General features: G+C 36.5%; 17 protein-coding genes. 3 read left to right on the top strand and 14 right to left on the bottom strand.

The window, feature by feature from the left end; translation table 11 throughout:
- Nucleotides 1-596: 596 nt before the first annotated feature.
- The 5 genes from ruvB to SP041_RS08415 all read right to left on the bottom strand — a co-directional run bounded on the left by ruvB (nt 597) and on the right by SP041_RS08415 (nt 5159).
- Complete coding sequence (ruvB, locus tag SP041_RS08435) at nt 597-1607, bottom strand: Holliday junction branch migration DNA helicase RuvB (RefSeq protein WP_137297560.1); 1011 nt, start codon at nt 1605-1607, stop codon at nt 597-599.
- Between the two features lie 106 nt (nt 1608-1713).
- A complete protein-coding gene (gene ruvA / locus SP041_RS08430) occupies nt 1714-2337 on the bottom strand; it encodes a Holliday junction branch migration protein RuvA (protein WP_137297559.1) in 624 nt (207 codons plus the stop codon).
- A gap of 133 nt (nt 2338-2470) precedes the next feature.
- Nucleotides 2471-3358 (bottom strand): EamA family transporter RarD, encoded by an 888-nt coding sequence (gene rarD / locus SP041_RS08425; protein ID WP_137297558.1) that lies wholly within the window; start codon nt 3356-3358, stop codon nt 2471-2473.
- Between the two features lie 129 nt (nt 3359-3487).
- Nucleotides 3488-4009 carry a crossover junction endodeoxyribonuclease RuvC gene (gene ruvC / locus SP041_RS08420; protein WP_137297557.1) on the bottom strand — a complete coding sequence of 174 codons (522 nt, stop codon included), beginning with the start codon at nt 4007-4009 and terminating at the stop codon, nt 3488-3490.
- Nucleotides 4010-4217: 208 nt separating this feature from the next.
- Complete coding sequence (locus tag SP041_RS08415; RefSeq protein ID WP_025562525.1) at nt 4218-5159, bottom strand: LysR family transcriptional regulator; 942 nt, start codon at nt 5157-5159, stop codon at nt 4218-4220.
- A gap of 106 nt (nt 5160-5265) precedes the next feature.
- On the opposite strand from SP041_RS08415, the gene SP041_RS08410 reads away from it, so the two are divergent.
- The gene (locus tag SP041_RS08410; RefSeq protein ID WP_025562524.1) at nt 5266-5901 is read left to right on the top strand and encodes a carbonic anhydrase; all 636 of its coding nucleotides are present in this window, start codon (nt 5266-5268) and stop codon (nt 5899-5901) included.
- Between the two features lie 83 nt (nt 5902-5984).
- On the opposite strand, the gene SP041_RS08405 is transcribed toward SP041_RS08410, so the two are convergent.
- The 3 genes from SP041_RS08405 to SP041_RS08395 all read right to left on the bottom strand — a co-directional run bounded on the left by SP041_RS08405 (nt 5985) and on the right by SP041_RS08395 (nt 7593).
- Entirely contained in the window at nt 5985-6359 is a 375-nt protein-coding gene (locus tag SP041_RS08405; protein WP_025562523.1) for a hypothetical protein, read from the bottom strand.
- 200 nt (nt 6360-6559) lie between these two features.
- Nucleotides 6560-6976, bottom strand: a complete 417-nt coding sequence (gene arfB, locus SP041_RS08400) for an alternative ribosome rescue aminoacyl-tRNA hydrolase ArfB (RefSeq protein ID WP_025562521.1) — start codon at nt 6974-6976, stop codon at nt 6560-6562.
- Nucleotides 6976-7593, bottom strand: coding sequence for a tRNA-uridine aminocarboxypropyltransferase (locus SP041_RS08395; RefSeq protein WP_025562520.1), 618 nt, complete (start codon nt 7591-7593; stop codon nt 6976-6978). The genes arfB and SP041_RS08395 overlap by 1 nt, the downstream gene beginning before the upstream one ends.
- A 32-nt stretch (nt 7594-7625) precedes the next feature.
- Here SP041_RS08395 and rrtA point away from each other — a divergent pair, with 32 nt between their 5' ends.
- Nucleotides 7626-8228, top strand: a complete 603-nt coding sequence (rrtA, locus tag SP041_RS08390) for a rhombosortase (RefSeq protein ID WP_025562518.1) — start codon at nt 7626-7628, stop codon at nt 8226-8228.
- A gap of 176 nt (nt 8229-8404) precedes the next feature.
- On the opposite strand, the gene SP041_RS21355 is transcribed toward rrtA, so the two are convergent.
- The 4 genes from SP041_RS21355 to flgJ form a co-directional block, all read right to left on the bottom strand.
- Nucleotides 8405-10066 carry a flagellin gene (locus SP041_RS21355; RefSeq protein ID WP_025562517.1) on the bottom strand — a complete coding sequence of 554 codons (1662 nt, stop codon included), beginning with the start codon at nt 10064-10066 and terminating at the stop codon, nt 8405-8407.
- Between the two features lie 301 nt (nt 10067-10367).
- Nucleotides 10368-11855 (bottom strand): flagellar hook-associated protein FlgL, encoded by a 1488-nt coding sequence (gene flgL / locus SP041_RS08380; protein WP_025562516.1) that lies wholly within the window; start codon nt 11853-11855, stop codon nt 10368-10370.
- Between the two features lie 93 nt (nt 11856-11948).
- Nucleotides 11949-13958, bottom strand: a complete 2010-nt coding sequence (flgK, locus tag SP041_RS08375; RefSeq protein WP_025562515.1) for a flagellar hook-associated protein FlgK — start codon at nt 13956-13958, stop codon at nt 11949-11951.
- A complete protein-coding gene (gene flgJ, locus SP041_RS08370) occupies nt 13951-14970 on the bottom strand; it encodes a flagellar assembly peptidoglycan hydrolase FlgJ (protein ID WP_025562514.1) in 1020 nt (339 codons plus the stop codon). The genes flgK and flgJ overlap by 8 nt, the downstream gene beginning before the upstream one ends.
- 198 nt (nt 14971-15168) lie before the next feature.
- On the opposite strand from flgJ, the gene SP041_RS08365 reads away from it, so the two are divergent.
- Nucleotides 15169-16494: a Na+/H+ antiporter family protein gene (locus SP041_RS08365; RefSeq protein ID WP_025562513.1), complete on the top strand. Its 1326-nt coding sequence runs from the start codon at nt 15169-15171 to the stop codon at nt 16492-16494.
- Nucleotides 16495-16707: 213 nt separating this feature from the next.
- Here the strand turns inward: SP041_RS08365 and SP041_RS08360 are convergent, their stop codons facing one another.
- Together SP041_RS08360 and flgH are read right to left on the bottom strand one after the other, a co-directional pair.
- Nucleotides 16708-17832, bottom strand: coding sequence for a flagellar basal body P-ring protein FlgI (locus tag SP041_RS08360; protein ID WP_025562512.1), 1125 nt, complete (start codon nt 17830-17832; stop codon nt 16708-16710).
- A gap of 44 nt (nt 17833-17876) precedes the next feature.
- Complete coding sequence (gene flgH / locus SP041_RS08355) at nt 17877-18554, bottom strand: flagellar basal body L-ring protein FlgH (protein ID WP_025562511.1); 678 nt, start codon at nt 18552-18554, stop codon at nt 17877-17879.
- Between the last annotated feature and the right edge of the window lie 2 nt (nt 18555-18556).

Below are 18556 nucleotides of genomic sequence, written 5' to 3'. Positions count from 1 at the left end.
TCTCGAACCAAAGAAAGAGAAAAAATTATGTTTTGAGGCAAAAGTTTTTTTAACATTTTTGACTACCTATAAAATCTACAATTAGCAAAACAGTTTTTTAAGATTATTTTGTTAACTTTATGTTGCAATATAAGGTAAATCCTTTCACCCATTAACGCCTTTAACACAGGCGTTTAACTCGGTTTTAACATCTTCAATAAATGACCAAATGTTAGTTATTTATACTGCTAATGTTGATCTTGATCAACCTAAAACATAAACTTAAAAATTAAATAAAGATTTAAAACCAAGATAAAAACACTAAAAATAAAAATCAGAAGAGACTATTTGATAGCCTAATGTTAGAAGTGAGTAAGAGAGAAATTAAAGCTTAAAGTGGGACAATTATTTTAAAAGAATGCTTTATAAAAAATGATAACAAAGCATTCAAATTAACACTGTTGGCATGCTGAGAATAAAACTGTTTTTAAGCGAACCATTAAGCAAGTAAGTGACGATTATTTATCACAGCTACTTGCCGTAGCTACTTATGAAAGCCACTTATCACAGCTATTTATTACAGCTATTTATTACAAGAATAAATAACGATGAGATGACTACGATACAGCAGGTTTATCGAACCCAAAGTGTAAATAAGTACGGTTAGTCGCAATTCGACCACGTGGAGTACGTTGTAAAAAACCTTGTTGAATCAAATAAGGCTCTAATACATCTTCAATTGTTTCTTTTTCTTCACCGATAGCAGCGGCTAAATTATCTAAGCCAACCGGTCCACCTTGGAAAGTATCTAAAATAGACATTAATAGCTTACGATCCATGTAATCAAAGCCTTCTTTATCGACTTCTAGCATATCTAATGCTTGTTGAGCGATATCAGCGTTAATCACAGCAGCTTTCTTAACTTGAGCATAATCACGCACTCGTCGTAATAAACGATTAGCAATACGCGGTGTGCCACGAGAACGGCGAGCAACTTCAACCGCGCCAGTCTGATCCATGATCAACTCTAAATGCAAGGCACTACGCATTACAATTTTAGTGAGTGATTTTAAATCGTAATATTCTAATCGTTGCACAATACCAAAACGGTCACGTAATGGTGATGTTAATGAACCCGCTCTTGTCGTTGCCCCGATTAATGTAAAAGGGGGTAAATCTAACTTAATAGAGCGTGCTGCTGGGCCTTCGCCAATCATAATATCGAGCTGATAATCTTCCATCGCTGGATATAATATTTCTTCAACAATCGGGCTTAAACGATGAATCTCATCAATAAAAAGCACATCATTTTCTTCAAGGTTAGTTAACAGTGCCGCTAAGTCCCCTGCTTTTTCTAAAATGGGTCCAGATGTCGTTTTAATATTAACTTCTAATTCATTCGCTACGATATGCGATAACGTCGTTTTACCTAAACCAGGCGGTCCAAAAATAAGCAGATGATCTAAGGCTTCATTACGCTGGCGTGCCGCTTCAATGAAAATTTCCATTTGTGCGTTTACTTGCGGCTGCCCTTCATAATCAGCTAATAGCTTAGGACGAATAGCCCTGTCTATTAAATTATCATCGGTTTTTTGAGTACCTGAAATAAGGCGGTCTTCTTCAATCATGTATTACTCTATTAGTTTAAAAATAAGCATTTACTAAAACAAAAATGGTGACAGTAAGCTCACATTTAAAACAGAAATTTATAGTGATGTTATATCGTGAGACAGTCTACATCATATTCTTTAATGAACTACGGATAAGGGCTTCACAATCCATCCCTTCTTTATAAATTTGCTGTATGGTTTTTTCCGCTACTGCAGGTTTATATCCTAAAGCAATCAAAGCACTAATTGCTTCGTCTTTTGCATTGCCGCTTACAAAGGTATTTTCGAAATCATTAGTTAATGACAATCTATCTGATTCTGGTGTTAATAAATCACTTCCACCCCAGTTTTTCAGGCGATCTTTCATCTCAACCACTAAACGCTCAGCCGTTTTTTTACCGACCCCAGGTAGCTTAACTAAGGTTGTCACCGCATCGTTATTAATACACTGAACAAATTGATTCGCCGACATACCAGATAAAATAGCTAATGCGAGTTTAGGGCCAACACCATTTACTTTAATTAACTCGCGAAACATCGCACGCTCATGTTTATCAGCAAAGCCATAAAGCAGTTGTGCATCTTCTCGAACAACAAAATGCGTATAAACAGTCGCTTCTTCACCCACTGCAGGTAATGGATAAAAAGAACTCATTGGTAATTGAATCTCATAACCAACGCCAGCCACATCGAGTAAAATCTCTGGAGGCTGCTTTTCTAGTAAAATACCACGTAATAATCCAATCATACTGTTCCCTGCTTTGTCATTAATGAACAAAATCTATATAAGCTAAAGACGAATATTCATAAGCATAAAAAACAACTGACTAAATATCCAGTGTTTTATGCTAAGTTAGCTAATTTAAAGCACCTAGTTTGTTTTATTTAAACCACTTAATCAGTTTATTCTCAAAAAGAAAAAGTAATATGCCAGACCAAATGCAGGCGAAGGTAAACATTTTAATGAATGAAATGGGTTCATCATAAAGTAGTACGGCAAATAAAAATAATAACGAAGGTGCTAAATACTGGAAAAATCCTAACGTAGATAAAGGTAACCGTAATGCCGCTTGACCAAAGAAAATTAAAGGCATCGCCGTTACAACACCCGCTAACATTAACCACACATTAAGTGACCAATCATTATTAAATAAGTTAGACGTATCGCTATGTGTTATTACCATTAAATAGAAAGCGGCAATCGGTAACACCACCATTGTTTCTAAAAACAATCCTGTGATTGCTTTCACTTTTACTTTTTTACGTAATAACCCATAAAGTGCAAAACTAAATGGCAATACTAAAGAGACCCAAGGCAGTTCACCCAATTGCCAAGCTTGTGCAGCCACACCAATAAAGGCCAAAAATACTGCAAACCATTTTAAACGAGACAAACGTTCGCTCAGGAAAATAAGCCCTAACATGACGTTTACGATAGGATTAATAAAATAGCCTAAACTTGCCTCTAGCATTTTCCCATTATTAATTGCCCAAATAAAAACAAGCCAATTACAGCTTATTAATAACGAGGTCATGGTTAACATGAACAAGCTTTTATAAGAACGACAAACAGAAATGACATTCGGCCAGTCTTTTAAATACGAAACTAATAAAGCAGTCACAACGACCGACCAAATAACACGATGAGCGAGAATTTCATAAACAGGAATAAAACCTAAATGCTTAAAATAAAGCGGTGCAATGCCCCACATTAGATAAGCACCTAATGCGTAAAAAATGCCTAATTGTGATTCAGATAATTTGTTCATGGTTTCTCGATAAACAACGGAATACGACTCATCCATAATGAGATAAAGGTATTAAGTTAAGGTTATAAGTTGAGGCTCTAAATTAAAAATGAAGATAAAGGTTAACCCACTATTTAAAATAGTTATGAATTAACGGAAACGTCCACGTACCGTTTTTTTAACTTGCCCTGCCATCGCCACTAATGACTGTGCCGTATGAGCGTGACATATTGCCACTGCTAACCCATCAGCAGCATCTGCTTGTGGTCGGCCAGATAAGTTTAATATTTGCATGACCATTGATTGCACTTGCTCTTTACTTGCCGCTCCCGTTCCAACAACGGCTTGTTTAATTTGTCGCGCTGAATATTCACATACGTATAAATCAGATTGCGTTGCAGCAACCATAGCCGCTCCCCTAGCCTGACCAAGCTTTAAGGCCGAATCTGGGTTTTTAGCCATAAACACTTGTTCAATAGCAAATTCAGAAGGATTATATTGTTGGATAATTTCAGCTATACCATTAAAGATCATATTAAGCTTAGGCGCGAGAGTGTCACCCTTAGTGCGGATACAGCCACTTGCAATGTAAATACATTTACTGCCTTTCTGTTCAATAACACCATACCCAGTGATTCGAGATCCGGGATCAATTCCTAAAATAATACTCAATAAAAATCCAACCTATTTAAAACAAACTATAATAATTATCTTCTTAATCATCAATTAGTAAGCACATATTATTACGCTGTATTTAAAGATAATAAAAATATAAAAATGAAGACAATATAGTGACTCAACAAGACTAAAAAAGCCACCTTAGATACGCAATCAAAAAGTGGCTAAAAATAAACAAAGCAGACAAAATTAAAGGATAAGATTAATCTTTTTTAACAAAATGATGCGCTAAAAATCGATTACATAATGCAGGCACATTTTCTTCTGGTGATAACACAAAATCAACAAATGCTTGAGCAATAGGCGATAAGTGTTTGCTTTCATGATGCACTAAAGACCAGCTTCTTTGTAATGGGAAGTTTTCGATATTTAACTCAACCAATACACCTGTCGCTAACTCTAATGTCACACTATGACGTGAAACGACTGATATGCCTAAATCTGCCATTACTGCTTGTTTAATGGTTTCACTATTACCTAGCGTCATATTTACTTTCAGCTGTATATCATTGGCTTTAAGCACTTGTTCGAAGGCTTTACGCGTACCTGAGCCTTGCTCTCTATGAATAAAAGCATGGTTAGCTAATTCTGCTAAGGGAGTATTTTTTTGTTTTGCTAAAGGATGTTGTGGATTAGCAATGACTATAATCGGGTTATCTACGAATGAATGTTTTGCAAGAGCCATTGTTTCAGGTACTAACCCCATGATCACTAAATCGTCTTTATTATCCTGTAAACGTTTAATAATTTGTTCTCGATTAACAATATCAAGATGAAAATTAACCTTAGGGTGTCGTTTATGGAAAGCCCCCAATAAATGTGGCGTGAAATATTTAGCACTGGTTACCGCCGATAAACGAAAATCACCTGCTAACTCCCCTTTTAAACTGCTTAACGTCATATCAATATTATCAAAGCTGACAAACAGTTCGTCACAAAATAGCTTTAGTTCTTTACCTGCAGGCGTGAGGTATAAGTTTTTACCAATCTTTTCAAATAAGAAAATATCTAAATTATTTTCTAATTGTTTTAATTGAATACTGACCGCTGGTTGGGATAAACCTAGCTTGTCTGCTGCTTTGGTATAATTCATTGAAATAGCAACTTGGCGGAAAACTTTTAACTGGTGAAGAGTAGCGCGCATAAACCTATCATTAACCTTTATTTATGGTAAAAATAAAATATATTAATTTTTGTTAATGTAGTTTATCCTTTATTATCTGCAACATGTCAATAATAAGGAAAATTCAATGTTAGCTACTGATAAATTAATTGCAGGCTACCAACGCTTTCGTGAAGGATACTATAAAGATCACCAAGAGAAATTATCTAGGTTATCAGAAGAAGGTCAATTCCCTAAAATAGCGATAGTGAGTTGTTCAGATTCACGTGTAGAGCCAACGCTAATATTAGATTGTGAACCAGGTGATTTATTTGTTATTCGTAACGTGGCAAATTTAGTGCCTCCTTGTGAAGATGACGATAATTATCATGGTACCAGTGCCGCATTAGAATTCGCTGTAACCAGCTTAGAAGTTGAAAGCATTATTGTACTAGGTCATACACAATGTGGTGGCATAAAAGCATTGATGGATGGTGCGGGTCAAAAAGTAGATAAAAGCTTCATATCAAAATGGATGATGCAGCTTGAAAATGTACGTGATGACATTATTGCAGATACAGAAGTGAAAAATAATCATGAACGCTATGATTGCTGTGAAAAGAAAGGTATTCAACAATCACTAGAAAATCTAATGACTTTCCCTTGGATCAAAGAGCGTGTTGATGCAGGTGAACTAAAACTTCACGGTTGGCGTTATGACCTTTCTAGCTCAGAATTATGTGCACTAGAAGAAAAAACAGGTCGTTTTTTTAAAATTAGCTAAATTAACTTTGCAACTTGTGTAAAGAGTAGAGTCGCTACTCTTTACACATTTAATCGTCATCAAATGAATAGGTTAAAAAAAACTTAATCGTCATAACCATCATCGTAACCATATCCACTATCTGAGTCATACTCGTCTTTATCAGCATTAATATATAAGCCATCTTCTAGCTCTTCAAAGCCCGCTGGCATCTGCATAACAAATTCATCAGCATCAACATCGAATGTAGCGACCACTTCAGGCATCTCATCAGTTTCAACATGAATGAAACGATACTGCTCACCTGATTGATTTGCATCTTCCCAAATGAAATCATCCGCATCTAATGTAAATTCTTCTTCAGTATCTTCATTGCGAATTGCATAAAAACCCATTAATGCCATAACTAACTCTTCCTTATCAAAAACATTTAAAAATAAACGATTAGTGTCTGACGACAACTTAATGACATCATTCAACGACGCACCTTACACAATAATTTACCCTATACAAAAGCCTACACCATAAACGTGACTGTCTGCTTATTTGACAAAGCAGCAACAGGCTAAAACGTAAACGGTATTGCATTAAAATATGTTAGGCAATTTATTCTGTCAAAAAATGAATGGATAATACAAACTAAATTTTAAAAGGCTATCAATTTATTAACATTAACAGCTTAATCGACTACCTTACCTCTTAATGCTTTATTATTACCATTACGCTTTTTGTCATCCACACGGCGCTTCTTAGCATTACGAGAAGGTTGTGTTGCTTTTCGTGATTTTTGTATTTTAACAGCACTTAAAATGAGTTCTTTTAATCGACTTAATGCTTCATCGCGATTTTTTTCTTGAGTACGGTGTACTTGTGCTTTAAGTACGATCACGCCATCTTCAGTAATACGATGATCAGATAAAGCTAACAAACGTTGTTTATAAAACTCAGGTAATGTGGAGCTTTTAACGTCAAAACGTAAATGTATCGCTGAATTAACTTTATTAACGTTCTGTCCACCAGCACCTTGAGCGCGAATAGCGGTTAATTGTAACTGCCAATCGGCAATAATTACCCCTGCAGATATTTGTAATGGCATTAAGACTTATTCTCCTTGAGCGGATCTAGGTAATGTTTTTGATAGATATCTGCTGGCATATTTGAAATTTGGAAATCAATCATCTTATTGAACACGGCTAATAATGGAATATATTTTTCTGTGTCATTAGAGAGTTCAGATAGTAAATAATACCCGGCTTCAACGGTCGATAAACCATCTTCTCTTGGTGATTTACGAAGTCGATAATTACTTTTATTTTCAATGTTAATCATGACCTTAGGTAAACGCTGTAAAAAAGGATTGGTCATTAACAATTTGTACGCTTTTTTCCAGCTACCATCGAGTAAAATGAACTGTGAATCTTTATTAATTTGTTGAGTTTGGTGTAACGCACTAATTGAAGTCGCTTGCTCATCAGGAAAGACTAAGAACGTATTATTTAAATCAAACACAGAAGCGTCAAAAGAATGTCCAATAGTCAACTTTACCTTAGATAAGGACAAATCGAGAATACGCGCTGTGCCAATCGCTTTGTTTTGTTCACTCGGATCTTGCAAAATATGCAAAAAGTGTTGATTATCAAGCGGACAAATCGATGCACAAATACACGCAGATAATGCTTTGCTACACTGATGACAAAATGCTCTTTTACTCATGACTTGTTTCTACTTCTTTTAAGGTTTTCTAAATGCGTGCTGTATTAACCCATACTGTTATTATTTTGACGCTCAGTACACTGCTGTTTATTTTCCAACCAGACAGTCATCAATGGTTTGCATATTATCACAGCGCAATTGAAAAGGGCCAATTGTGGCGATTAGTCACTGCTCACTTTTGCCATACTAACGGTTACCACCTGTTACTTAACGGTATAGGGTTAGTTGTGGTTGTTTCGTTATTTTTTGACACCTACAAAAAACAACGTTTGTTACCTCTCTTATTATTCAGCGCGCTGTTTATTAGCTTGTGCTTATTTTTTATTGAGCCAACAACACAGGGTTACGTTGGTCTCTCTGGTGTATTACATGGCTTATTTGCATTCGGCGTGTGCGATGAACTGAGAAAGAAGGATAAATGGGGCATTATTCTAGGTGTTGGGTTTATCGCAAAAATAGCTTTTGAGCAATTTAATGGGCCATCTGCGAGTACTGAATCGTTAATTGGTGCAACAGTCTTAATTAATGCGCATTTATACGGTGCTATTGCTGGAGTAGTTTATTTTTTATGTGCTCAGATTTGGCATGTTAGTAAAGTTAAGTATGTAGTAAAAAATAACATAACGAATAAATAAACTGAGTTAAGCTTTGACTCGTAATCTGAACCGAAGTTATCAATAGCGACTAAAAACAAAAAAGGCAGCCGAAGCTACCTTTAAATGGCCGAACAAGGAGATCATGAGAGTAAAAACCAAGAATACTCAGCCATCTAACTCATTCAATAAAAACCTAATAAATCGTTAATACTAAATTATTGTTGTAACAGCGACAGTACGTTTTGAGTACTTGCGTTTGCTTGAGACAATATTGATGTTCCAGCCTGCTGTAATATCTGCGCTTTACTCATATTCGATGTTTCAGCTGCAAAATCAGCATCTTGAATACGAGAGTTTGAAGCAGATAAATTTTGCGATACATTTTCTAAATTAGAAATGGTTGAATCTAAACGGTTTTGAATCGCACCTAAATTAGCACGTGATGCCGAGATGGTATCTAAGGCCGCATCAACTTTATTAATAGTATTTGATGCACTCTCAAACGTTGAGACATTAGTACCTAATGAATCAATCACTTTACCGCCCATTTCTAATCCAGCAGTGAACCCCATTGCAGTCATTGCAGTCTCACGCTCGAGTTGAGTGCCTGCATTAGACGAAATTTCAACGCCTCTTCCTGGCTCTGCTGAGTAAGTAGTGCCTGTTAGTTTTACGCCTGTTTGATCAGAGTAAGAGTTGATATAATCTTCAAAAACTGCTGCTGGAGGAGGAGTTGGGATATCAACGCCATTAATCGACATAGCAGATCCTTCGGCAAAAGCAGCAGGAGCTGCATTTGCTACAACAGAATCGGCACCATTAGCAGCGACAAATCCCATCGTCGCAATTTCGGTCCCAGTAACTGCGATAGGGCTATTATCTTCACTATCTAAAGCAAGGTAACCACCATAAATACCTGTAGCTATACCTGACTCACCTGTCGTTCCGCCGATAGTAATTGTTTGACCAGTATCATTGGTCATGATGAGTTCACCATCATCTCCTTTAGACGCAATAACGCCTTCGACATCACGGTTAATCGTCTCAACAAGATTATCCATAGAAGAGGTCGCGGGTAAGGATACAGGACCACTATCACCTACTTGCACAGTCATTAGACCCGTTGTAATACCAGTCACACTAGTACTTTCGTGATCTCCTTGTATAACGTTATATGCACTTGCTGTCACGCCAGTTTCAGCTGATGTTAAATTGATTGCCTTAGCAATTTCAGGAGCGGTATCATCCGCAGGTTTAGGAATCGCGACACCATTAATTGCAGCAGCAGTAATCGAATCACCAGTCAGCGAGGCCGTCGTATCAATACGCCCCCCATTTAAATCCGTTTTATTTAAACCTCCGTTCAAACCCAGGTCATTTGCCGTTACAGAAGCAATTTCAAATGTTAGTGTTTGACCTGAATTAGCACCAATTTGCAGTGTTGTTGACCCTGATGACCCATCTAATAATTTTTTACCATTAAATTCAGTTGTTTCTGCGATACGATCGAGTTCGCTATGTAATTGGTCGACTTCTTCTTGAATCGCGATTCTATTTTCAGAAGAGTTTGTATCATTTGCTGATTGCACAGATAGTTCACGCATACGTTGTAAGATATTAGTCATTTCATCCATCGCGCCTTCAGCTGTTTGCGCCATTGAAATTCCGTCATTTGAATTACGTACTGCTTGGGTTAAACCTGTAATTTGTGATTGCATTGAAGTTGAAATAGCAAGGCCTGCTGCATCATCTTTCGCACTGTTAATACGAAGACCCGATGATAAACGTTCCATTGCCTCATTTTGCATTGATTGCGATTTATTAAGCTGACGCTGTGCATTCAACGACATTATATTTGTATTAATAACTTGAGCCATGATGTGTTCCTTTTATCTCTTGGTAATCCTAGTTAGGAAAATGTGGCAATTGAACTAAACAGTTATTTATTGCCGTCAATTTTTACTCTCGATAATAACAATGCGATTAATGTGCCAACTTTGATGTGAAATTTACATGTTAAAAATCAACTGCTTAAATTAAAATAAATAGTCATAAAAATGTCTCTCTTTATTTTTTTTAAGGTTAGCTTTTATAAGCACAAAAAAAGAGGCAATAAATTGCCTCTTTTAATAATTGATTTAATAGATTAGTAAGTTATAACGGTAAGTAGAAATAAGCTTAAATTAAATTAAATAAACTTAATTGCTGTAATTGAACGAAGGTTTGCTGTGACACTTCCAACATGCTGTATTCCTGTTGGTATTCACTGATTGCGGCAGCCATATCTAAATCTTCCAAATTAGACAGCGTTCTTTGAATAGTTAAATTAAAATCCAAGGTTGATTCATACTGATTATCAATGGTTCTTAAACGTGCGCCTACCGAGCTTTGTGTACCTGTAACATTATCTAATGCACCATCAATTTGTAATAAGGACATGCTAAAGGCTGTATTTCTTTGTGCTTCTGCCGTTTGATCGGTTCCGGGAATACGTAATGCTTCAATAGCACTTTGAATAGTAGCAAAGATATCTTTTTCTTCACTCTGGCGTAACGTGAAAGTATCCCCATCCTCAACTTCACCTTTCACTTGCGTTTTAATACCATTAAATGAGATAGCTTGATCTTCTTCATAAGGTGTTGGTGCTACAAATTGTGTGAATTGAAAGCTATCACCATTTTTTGGCAAGCCATCAACTTCAATGGCAATACCATTAATATTGAGTGTTTGAGCTTCTGCATTGTTTCCATCGTAAATTGAAGATGATAGCTGCCCATTTACTTCAATTTGAAATTGGTTAGTGCTTGTTCCTGTCTCTATAAAATTAATGGTAACAGGCCCATTTATAGCTGGGTCAACACTATTTATATCAGCAGCATCTAAATCGACACTACTAATACTAATATTGGCACTCCCTGATACTGTCGTTTCTTTTAAACCATAAACAGAATATTCAGGACCCGTTCCCGTATCATTAATGGCAATAGTATAATCCTGATCAAGAAAATCACGTGCTGCATTTTCGTCAATAATATTACCTGAACTAATAACACCCGCACCGGTGTTATTAGCATTAAGTTCAGAAACAAAAATCCCATTACCTTCAGCAACTTCCATAAAGATTTTAGATCCAGAGTCATTTGCTTGAACTAAAACGCCAGCACCAATTCGATAATCATTCTCACCACTATCACCATGATACTCTATCTCTCCAAATTCATTTTTTTGAAACGGTTGTGTATCAACTTCATAACCCGCATAAATAAATTGATTATTACCATCTTTGGTATTCGCAACTCCCATCAATTCATCACGTAAACTTTCTAGCTCAATAGCGACGGCATTACGATCTGATTCATTTAAGGTACCGTTACTACCACTGACCATTAACTCTCGTACACGTTGCAAAATATAAGTGCTTTGAGTTAATGCAGTGTCAGACAGTTCATTGGCTGATTGGGCTGTTTCACCATTACTTATATATTGTTCGCCAATCGACAAGTCTTGTTTTAAACGTTGAATAGTTGCAATAGCAACGGGATCATCACTACCATTCATCACACGTTTAGTACTTGATAGATGAAGATTTTTTTCACTCAATGAGGCTTGTTGCTCCATCATTGAGCTAGTATTACGCATAAAAAACGTTTGTGATGAAATTCGCATGCTGTCTCTCTTATTTCTTTTGAGCTTACGCCCCTCTATGCTTACAAAAGCAAGAATCACACCAATAAATAATCGCCAATAAAACTTAAAGGGTTAACGTGAGGCTTGTAATAAGCTGTCAAAAATTTCATTTGCTACCGTAATAACTCGCGCAGCAGCACTGTAATATTGTTGATACATTAATAAATTAGCTGCTTCTTCATCCATATTGACACCGCTGAGGCTCTGAATTCGTTCAAAAGATTGATCTTTTAAAATGGATGCTGATTGCATAGCAACATCTGCATTAGCTGTTTTCGCTCCAATCTCAGATAACATATTGTTATAAACATCTTGAAAGCTTGATTTGTTACCGTTCATTATTTTAGCGCTTTGCAAATCAGTAATGGCTAACATATTGCGGTTATCACCATCTCCTGTTTCATTAAAGCTTAAAATAATTTCGTCATTAGCAGCGGGGGATCCAGATTTCATTTCCACTTCAACACCACCAGCAATAAATGTGGCTTTACCAGTGAGCGGATCAACAGGAGTAGTCAATTCCGCGGTATTAACTTGAATACCGTCTTTATCAAATAAATTATAAGCGATTTCACTATCTGTAGTATTCGCTGATATTCTAATAGTAAGTGGATTATCTTCATCCATATAATGGCTATCGGATCTATTACTGATCGCGCTAACACGAAACTCAGCCGTCCCCGTATTATCAGAATTTAAAGAAGCTTTAATTTCAGCGTCTGCCGCAGCTATTTTTTCTGCGTCATTTTCTAGAACCGTTGCTTCCATCGCACCATGGCGAGTTGGACGTAATGTAAACTCTTTTCCTTCTTCTAAAGGCTGGATGATTGAGTCAATGCCAACGCTAATTCCAGCACCAGGAATAGAAACACGAGCTTCCGTAGATAAATCAGCAACAGACACCTCTTGAGAAGTTCCCGTTGTATTATTAGTTACAATAAATGAAAGTGTGCTGCCTGCAGTATATTCACTTACTTTTAATGTAAACTCATCAGCAGACAACTCACTTAAGTCGTCAATACGGACACTTAAGACCGCTTTTCCTAACCCATCATCGTGACTTAATACGCGGTTTTGCATTGATTCAGTACTGTTAATATCATTAAAAATATCAGCACCGACTTCTCCATTTAAAGTTTGACCTTCTTTTTGCTGTTCATTAATAGCATGAGTCAAACCAATGACACTTTGCCCTAATTGATTCATTGCTACTTCGAGATCATTATCTCGGCTATTAAATAAAGCAGCGACTCCACCACCTAATTTATTGCCATTAATCGTGGTAGCTTGACCATTAAAATTTAAAGCTAATTCTTTACGCGTAGGATCTGGGTCGCCATCGACAGCAATCACCGATTGGGACACTGTCCCCATGACTAACCCTTGTCCACTACCAATATAAATATTGACCATGTTATTATCAGCTTCAACGACTGAGGTATTTACATATTCACTTAATTCAGTAATAGCGAGGTTGCGTTTATCCAATAAGTCATTAGCAACACCGCCACTTGCAGAGCCTGTCACAATCGATATTTGAGAATTTAAGCTAGCAATACTTTGTGCTAACTCTGTAATCACATCAGATGAATTATCAATTTCAGCGTTAATACTTTCGTATTGTGTTTCTAAATGACTATAAAGTGTATTGTATTGACTCACCATACTAGAAGCATCTTGTAGGAATACATTTCTAGCCTCTAGTAAGCTTGGGTTATCCGCTATGCTACTTAAAGACGAAAACATATTTAAAACGGATGTTGTTGCTGATGTATTATCACTTGATAATAATAAATCCATTTGGTTAGCTTGTGTATAGGTTTGCTCATAATAAGCATAACTTGATGTATTGATTACATTTTCAGTAAAAGCAAACTGATCATAAGCACGGTCAATACTGCTTACTACAGAACCACTTCCAATAAAGTTTGTGCTTAATCGTTGTGCACCTGCCGCAGAAGTATCAACGGTTTGACGAGAGTAACCTTCTGTACTTACATTACTAATGTTATGACTGGTTGTAGTGAGACTTGCTTGTGAGCTATAAATCCCCGAAAGTCCAATTTGTAATAGATCAGCCATTATCATCTCCCGCAACAACTGATTGGAAGTTGTTACTATTCATAATTTGTTTAATTTTTTCCGCATATTTAGGATCCGTTGCATAACCTGCCTGCTGTAATTCCTCAACATAACGTTCCGCGTTATCGCCTTGCTGTAAAGCCTGCTCATAACGTTTATTATTACTAATGAAATCGGTGTAATCTTTAAAGCTTTCTTGCAGCCCTTGGTAAACACGAAAGTTTGAACGACGTTGAACACCCACCCCATCTTCAACTTCTAAACTGTTTTTATTAACACTTTCACCTTTCCAACCACCATGTGATTTAATATTAAAAAGGTTGAAGCTGCTTTCTTGTCCTGGTGTTTGGAGAATTTTTTGTCCCCAACCTGTTTCTAAAGCAGATTGAGCGACGAGTACTTCTGGTGATACACCTAATGCCTTAGCGGCTTTTTTAGCATAAGGTAATAACGTTTGAATAAATGAAGAGGGAGAACTAAAGTCGATTTTTTGATTTTCTGCGGTAATATTTATAACAGGATTGTCGACTGTAGCTTTAACTGTACTTTGATTTAATTGAGTTTGCGGTGAGCTTTGCACTTGATCAGGCGCTTTAAAGTTATTATTAATAACTTCAGGCTGTAAACTTAACATTTGTTTATCTTCATGATTCGGCATGGTTAATTGCTCTTGATCGACAGATTTAGGACGAACCATTGAAGCCGGATCTAACTGCCTAACTAATGCGTCTGCCAACCCTAACGTACCATGACGACTAATATCGACAGCTAATTGCTTGTCTTGCATATCGGTATAAAATTTTGTTTGTTGATTATTAAAAGGGCTTTCTGTTTCAAAGGCTTCATTAGCTTGTCGCATAGACTTAATCAACATGCTCGCAAACATTGACTCAAACTGATTCGCAACTTCTCGAATTGTTTCTTTGTCATTTGTCTTAGTTTTTTGACGTAACTGCTCCAACCCTTGTAGATCAAAGTAGTTACTTGCCTGCGTTACTGTTTGATTGCTCATTAACAACCCCTATTATCATCATTACATAGATAAAGCAAAATAAGTGCCAAAAGTTAACTAAAGACCAATAAGCAACCATTTCCTGATTAATAATAAAGTAGCAGCAGTTTTTGCAGTAAAACCTCAACGTATCAAGTAGAATGCCTGCGATTTTTCCTCGGTACCCTTCACCTATTTATAAAATTATAAGGAATTAATATGCTTAACCCTGTTTTACTGGCGGTATGTCTAATGCTAATACTGTCAATGATGCGAATAAACGTAGTAATTGCGCTAACACTAAGTGCACTAGTAGGCGGTTTGACAGCAAATTTATCATTAGCCGAGACAATTTCAGCTTTTGAAAGTGGGTTAGGTGGCGGTGCAACAATTGCTTTAAGTTATGCTATGTTAGGGGCTTTTGCCGTCGCTATTTCTAAATCTGGTATTACAGATTTATTATCACAAGCCATCATTAAACGTTTAAATGGCAAACAAACACAGCAAACATCAACGGTTATAAAATATATTGTTTTCACGGTTATTTTATTAATGACTATTTCATCACAAAACATTATCCCCGTTCATATCGCTTTTATTCCTATCTTAATTCCGCCTCTATTAGGTGTATTTAATAAGTTGCGTGTTGATAGACGCTTAACAGCTTGTATTTTAACCTTTGGCTTAGTAACCCCTTATATGGTTTTGCCGATTGGATTCGGTGGTATTTTCTTAAATAATATTTTATTAAAGAACTTACATGACAACGGTTTAGACGTAACAGGAAACCAAGTAGCAAGTGCAATGATTTTACCTGCAATGGGGATGGTTGTTGGGTTATTAATAGCCGTACTTATTAGTTACCGTAAACCCCGTATTTATCAAGAAAAAAAAGAGAATGTAGCCGCAGTTAAATTTAAAACCTTAAATATGCGTCATATAATCGTCGCGTTAATTTCAATTGTGGCAACGTTAACAGTTCAATTAATGACAGGCTCAATGATTGTTGGCGCATTAGCTGGCTTTATTGTCTTTACGTTAGGTGGTGTTATTGCGTGGAAAGAGACACATGATGTATTCACTAAAGGTGTACACATGATGGCTATGATTGGTTTTATTATGATTGCAGCGGCAGGGTTTGCAGCAGTAATGAAAGCTACAGGTAGCGTTGATACATTAGTACAAGCGTTGTCTTCAGGTATCGGTGAGAATAAATCGTTAGCGGCTTTATTAATGTTAATTATTGGTTTATTGGTAACAATGGGTATTGGCTCATCTTTTTCAACTATTCCAATCATTGCGACTATTTATGTACCACTTGCTATCGCCTTTGGTTTCTCGCCTATGGCAATTATTGCCTTAGTGGGTACAGCTGCCGCATTAGGCGATGCAGGTTCACCCGCATCAGATTCAACACTAGGTCCGACATCTGGACTTAATGCAGATGGTCAGCACGATCATATTAGAGATACCGTTATCCCTACTTTTTTACATTACAACCTTCCATTAATTGCATTTGGTTGGATAGCCGCTATGTCGTTATAAATTAGATTAATGTTTATGTCCGTATTGCATCAAAAGGACATAAACAAATTGCAGGATGATCTATTAGCGCGAAAAAAAGGGAAAGCCATTGGCCTTCCCTTTTTACATTTATCAATTTAATTACTTTAATTATATTAAAAACTGCAATAAATGTTCTATTAAAATAAAACAATTAAACAATTAAACAATTAAACAATTAAACAATAACTTACATTAAATAATAATTAATTCGCCTTGTAATGCACCTGCTTGTTTTAGCGCTTCTAGAATAGCCATTAAATCTCCAGGTGCTAAACCAACTTCATTAACAGCTCTCACTAGATCATTTAAGTTAATACCAGGATCAAATTGAAACATGCGACTGTCTTCTTGAGTAATATTGATGGTGCTGTTATCAACTACCTCTGTATTACCATTAGCAAATGCATTAGGTTGAGAGACCGTTTTATTTTCACTGATAGTGACACTAATGCCACCATGAGTTATCGCTGTTGGTAATAAACGGACATCCTGACCGATGACTATCGTACCAGTACGAGAATTAACAATAATTTTTGCACTTGCTCTTGCTGGTTCAAACTCTAAATTTTCTAATGTTGATAAATATGATACTCGTTGCGATACATTGCGAGGAGCTAATACACTAACAGAAGCGGCATCCAATAAACTTGCCGTATTTGGTCCGACTAAATTATTAATCGTATCTGCCATTATTTTTGCAGTAGTAAAGTCAGCCTCATGTAAGTTAAAAGTAATCGTATCACCTTGTGAGAATGGAGAAATAACCTCACGTTCAACAATTGCTCCATTAGATATACGCCCTACTGTTGGGGTATTAATAACAACTTTAGAACCATCGGCCCCTTCTGCACCTAACCCTCCAACTACTAGGCTACCTTGTGCTAAGGCATAAACTTTACCATCAACTCCTTTTAAGAAAGTTTGTAATAATTCACCACCTCGTAAACTTTTAGCTTCCCCAATGGCTGACACAGTAATGTCAATTTTCTGACCTCGTTTTGTAAAGGCTTTTAACTCTGCAGTAATAGCGACAGGCGCTACATTTTTAATATTTAAACTTTGCCCCTGTGGAATATTGATACCAAAATTTCTTAACATGGTTGCAAATGCTTGTTCAGTAAATTTACTGCTTTTTTCACCTGTACCAGGTAACCCCACTACTAAACCATAACCTACTAATTGGTTACTGCGAACGCCCTGTACACTCGCAATGTCTTTAATACGTGCAGCATCAGCGACATTAACAAATAAAACAAATGCTAAAACAAGGCATGTAGTGAAAAAGAATTGTACTATCTTACTTAATGATAATTGCATATTGCTCTCCTGCTTATACGCGAGTAACTGGTACGATAAAGCGTTTAGAATGGCCAATAAGGACCATTAAAGAATGACGTTAACCATCCTTGTCGTTGGGTATTTGCGAAGTCACCTGTACCGCCATATTGAATACGAGCATTAGCAACATGGGTCGACGAAACAGAATTATCTGAACTTACATCTTCAGAACGAATAACCCCTTTAATACGAACAAACTCTTCACCGTTGTTTAACATTAACCATTTTTCGCCACGAATTTCTAAATTGCCATTACTTAAAACACGTGTAACGTTAACGGTAATGCTGCCCTGTAAACTATTACTTTGATCAGTATCGGAGTCACCAGAGAAAGCACTGTCTTGAGTAATACCACCTCCTAGGCCAAATGCCGGAATTGAATTCCCTCCTGGTAAAGCAACAGTATCTATATTGACATTATAGCTGTTACTTTTGTCTAAGCTTGTGCCTACTTTTTTCTTAGCAGATGTCGACTCTTCTAAATAAACAGTAATAATATCGCCAATACGATGCGCTTTAATATCTGAATATAAGTTATTCGCATAACTATGTTGGAATAAAGATCCTGTAGGGACTACATTTAAATCGGCTTCTACAGGTTCGACTGGCGTATACTCAGGATCATTTTTTACTTGTTCATTAGGTAATGAAGTACAACCTACTACGCTCAACATTGAGAATAAAATAAGAATGTTTTTCATAG

The organism is Psychromonas sp. SP041, assembly GCF_000470315.2.
Lineage (GTDB): Bacteria > Pseudomonadota > Gammaproteobacteria > Enterobacterales > Psychromonadaceae > Psychromonas.
Note: the sequence above shows the minus strand (reverse complement) of the source record. Positions and strands in the feature narration are given on the sequence as shown.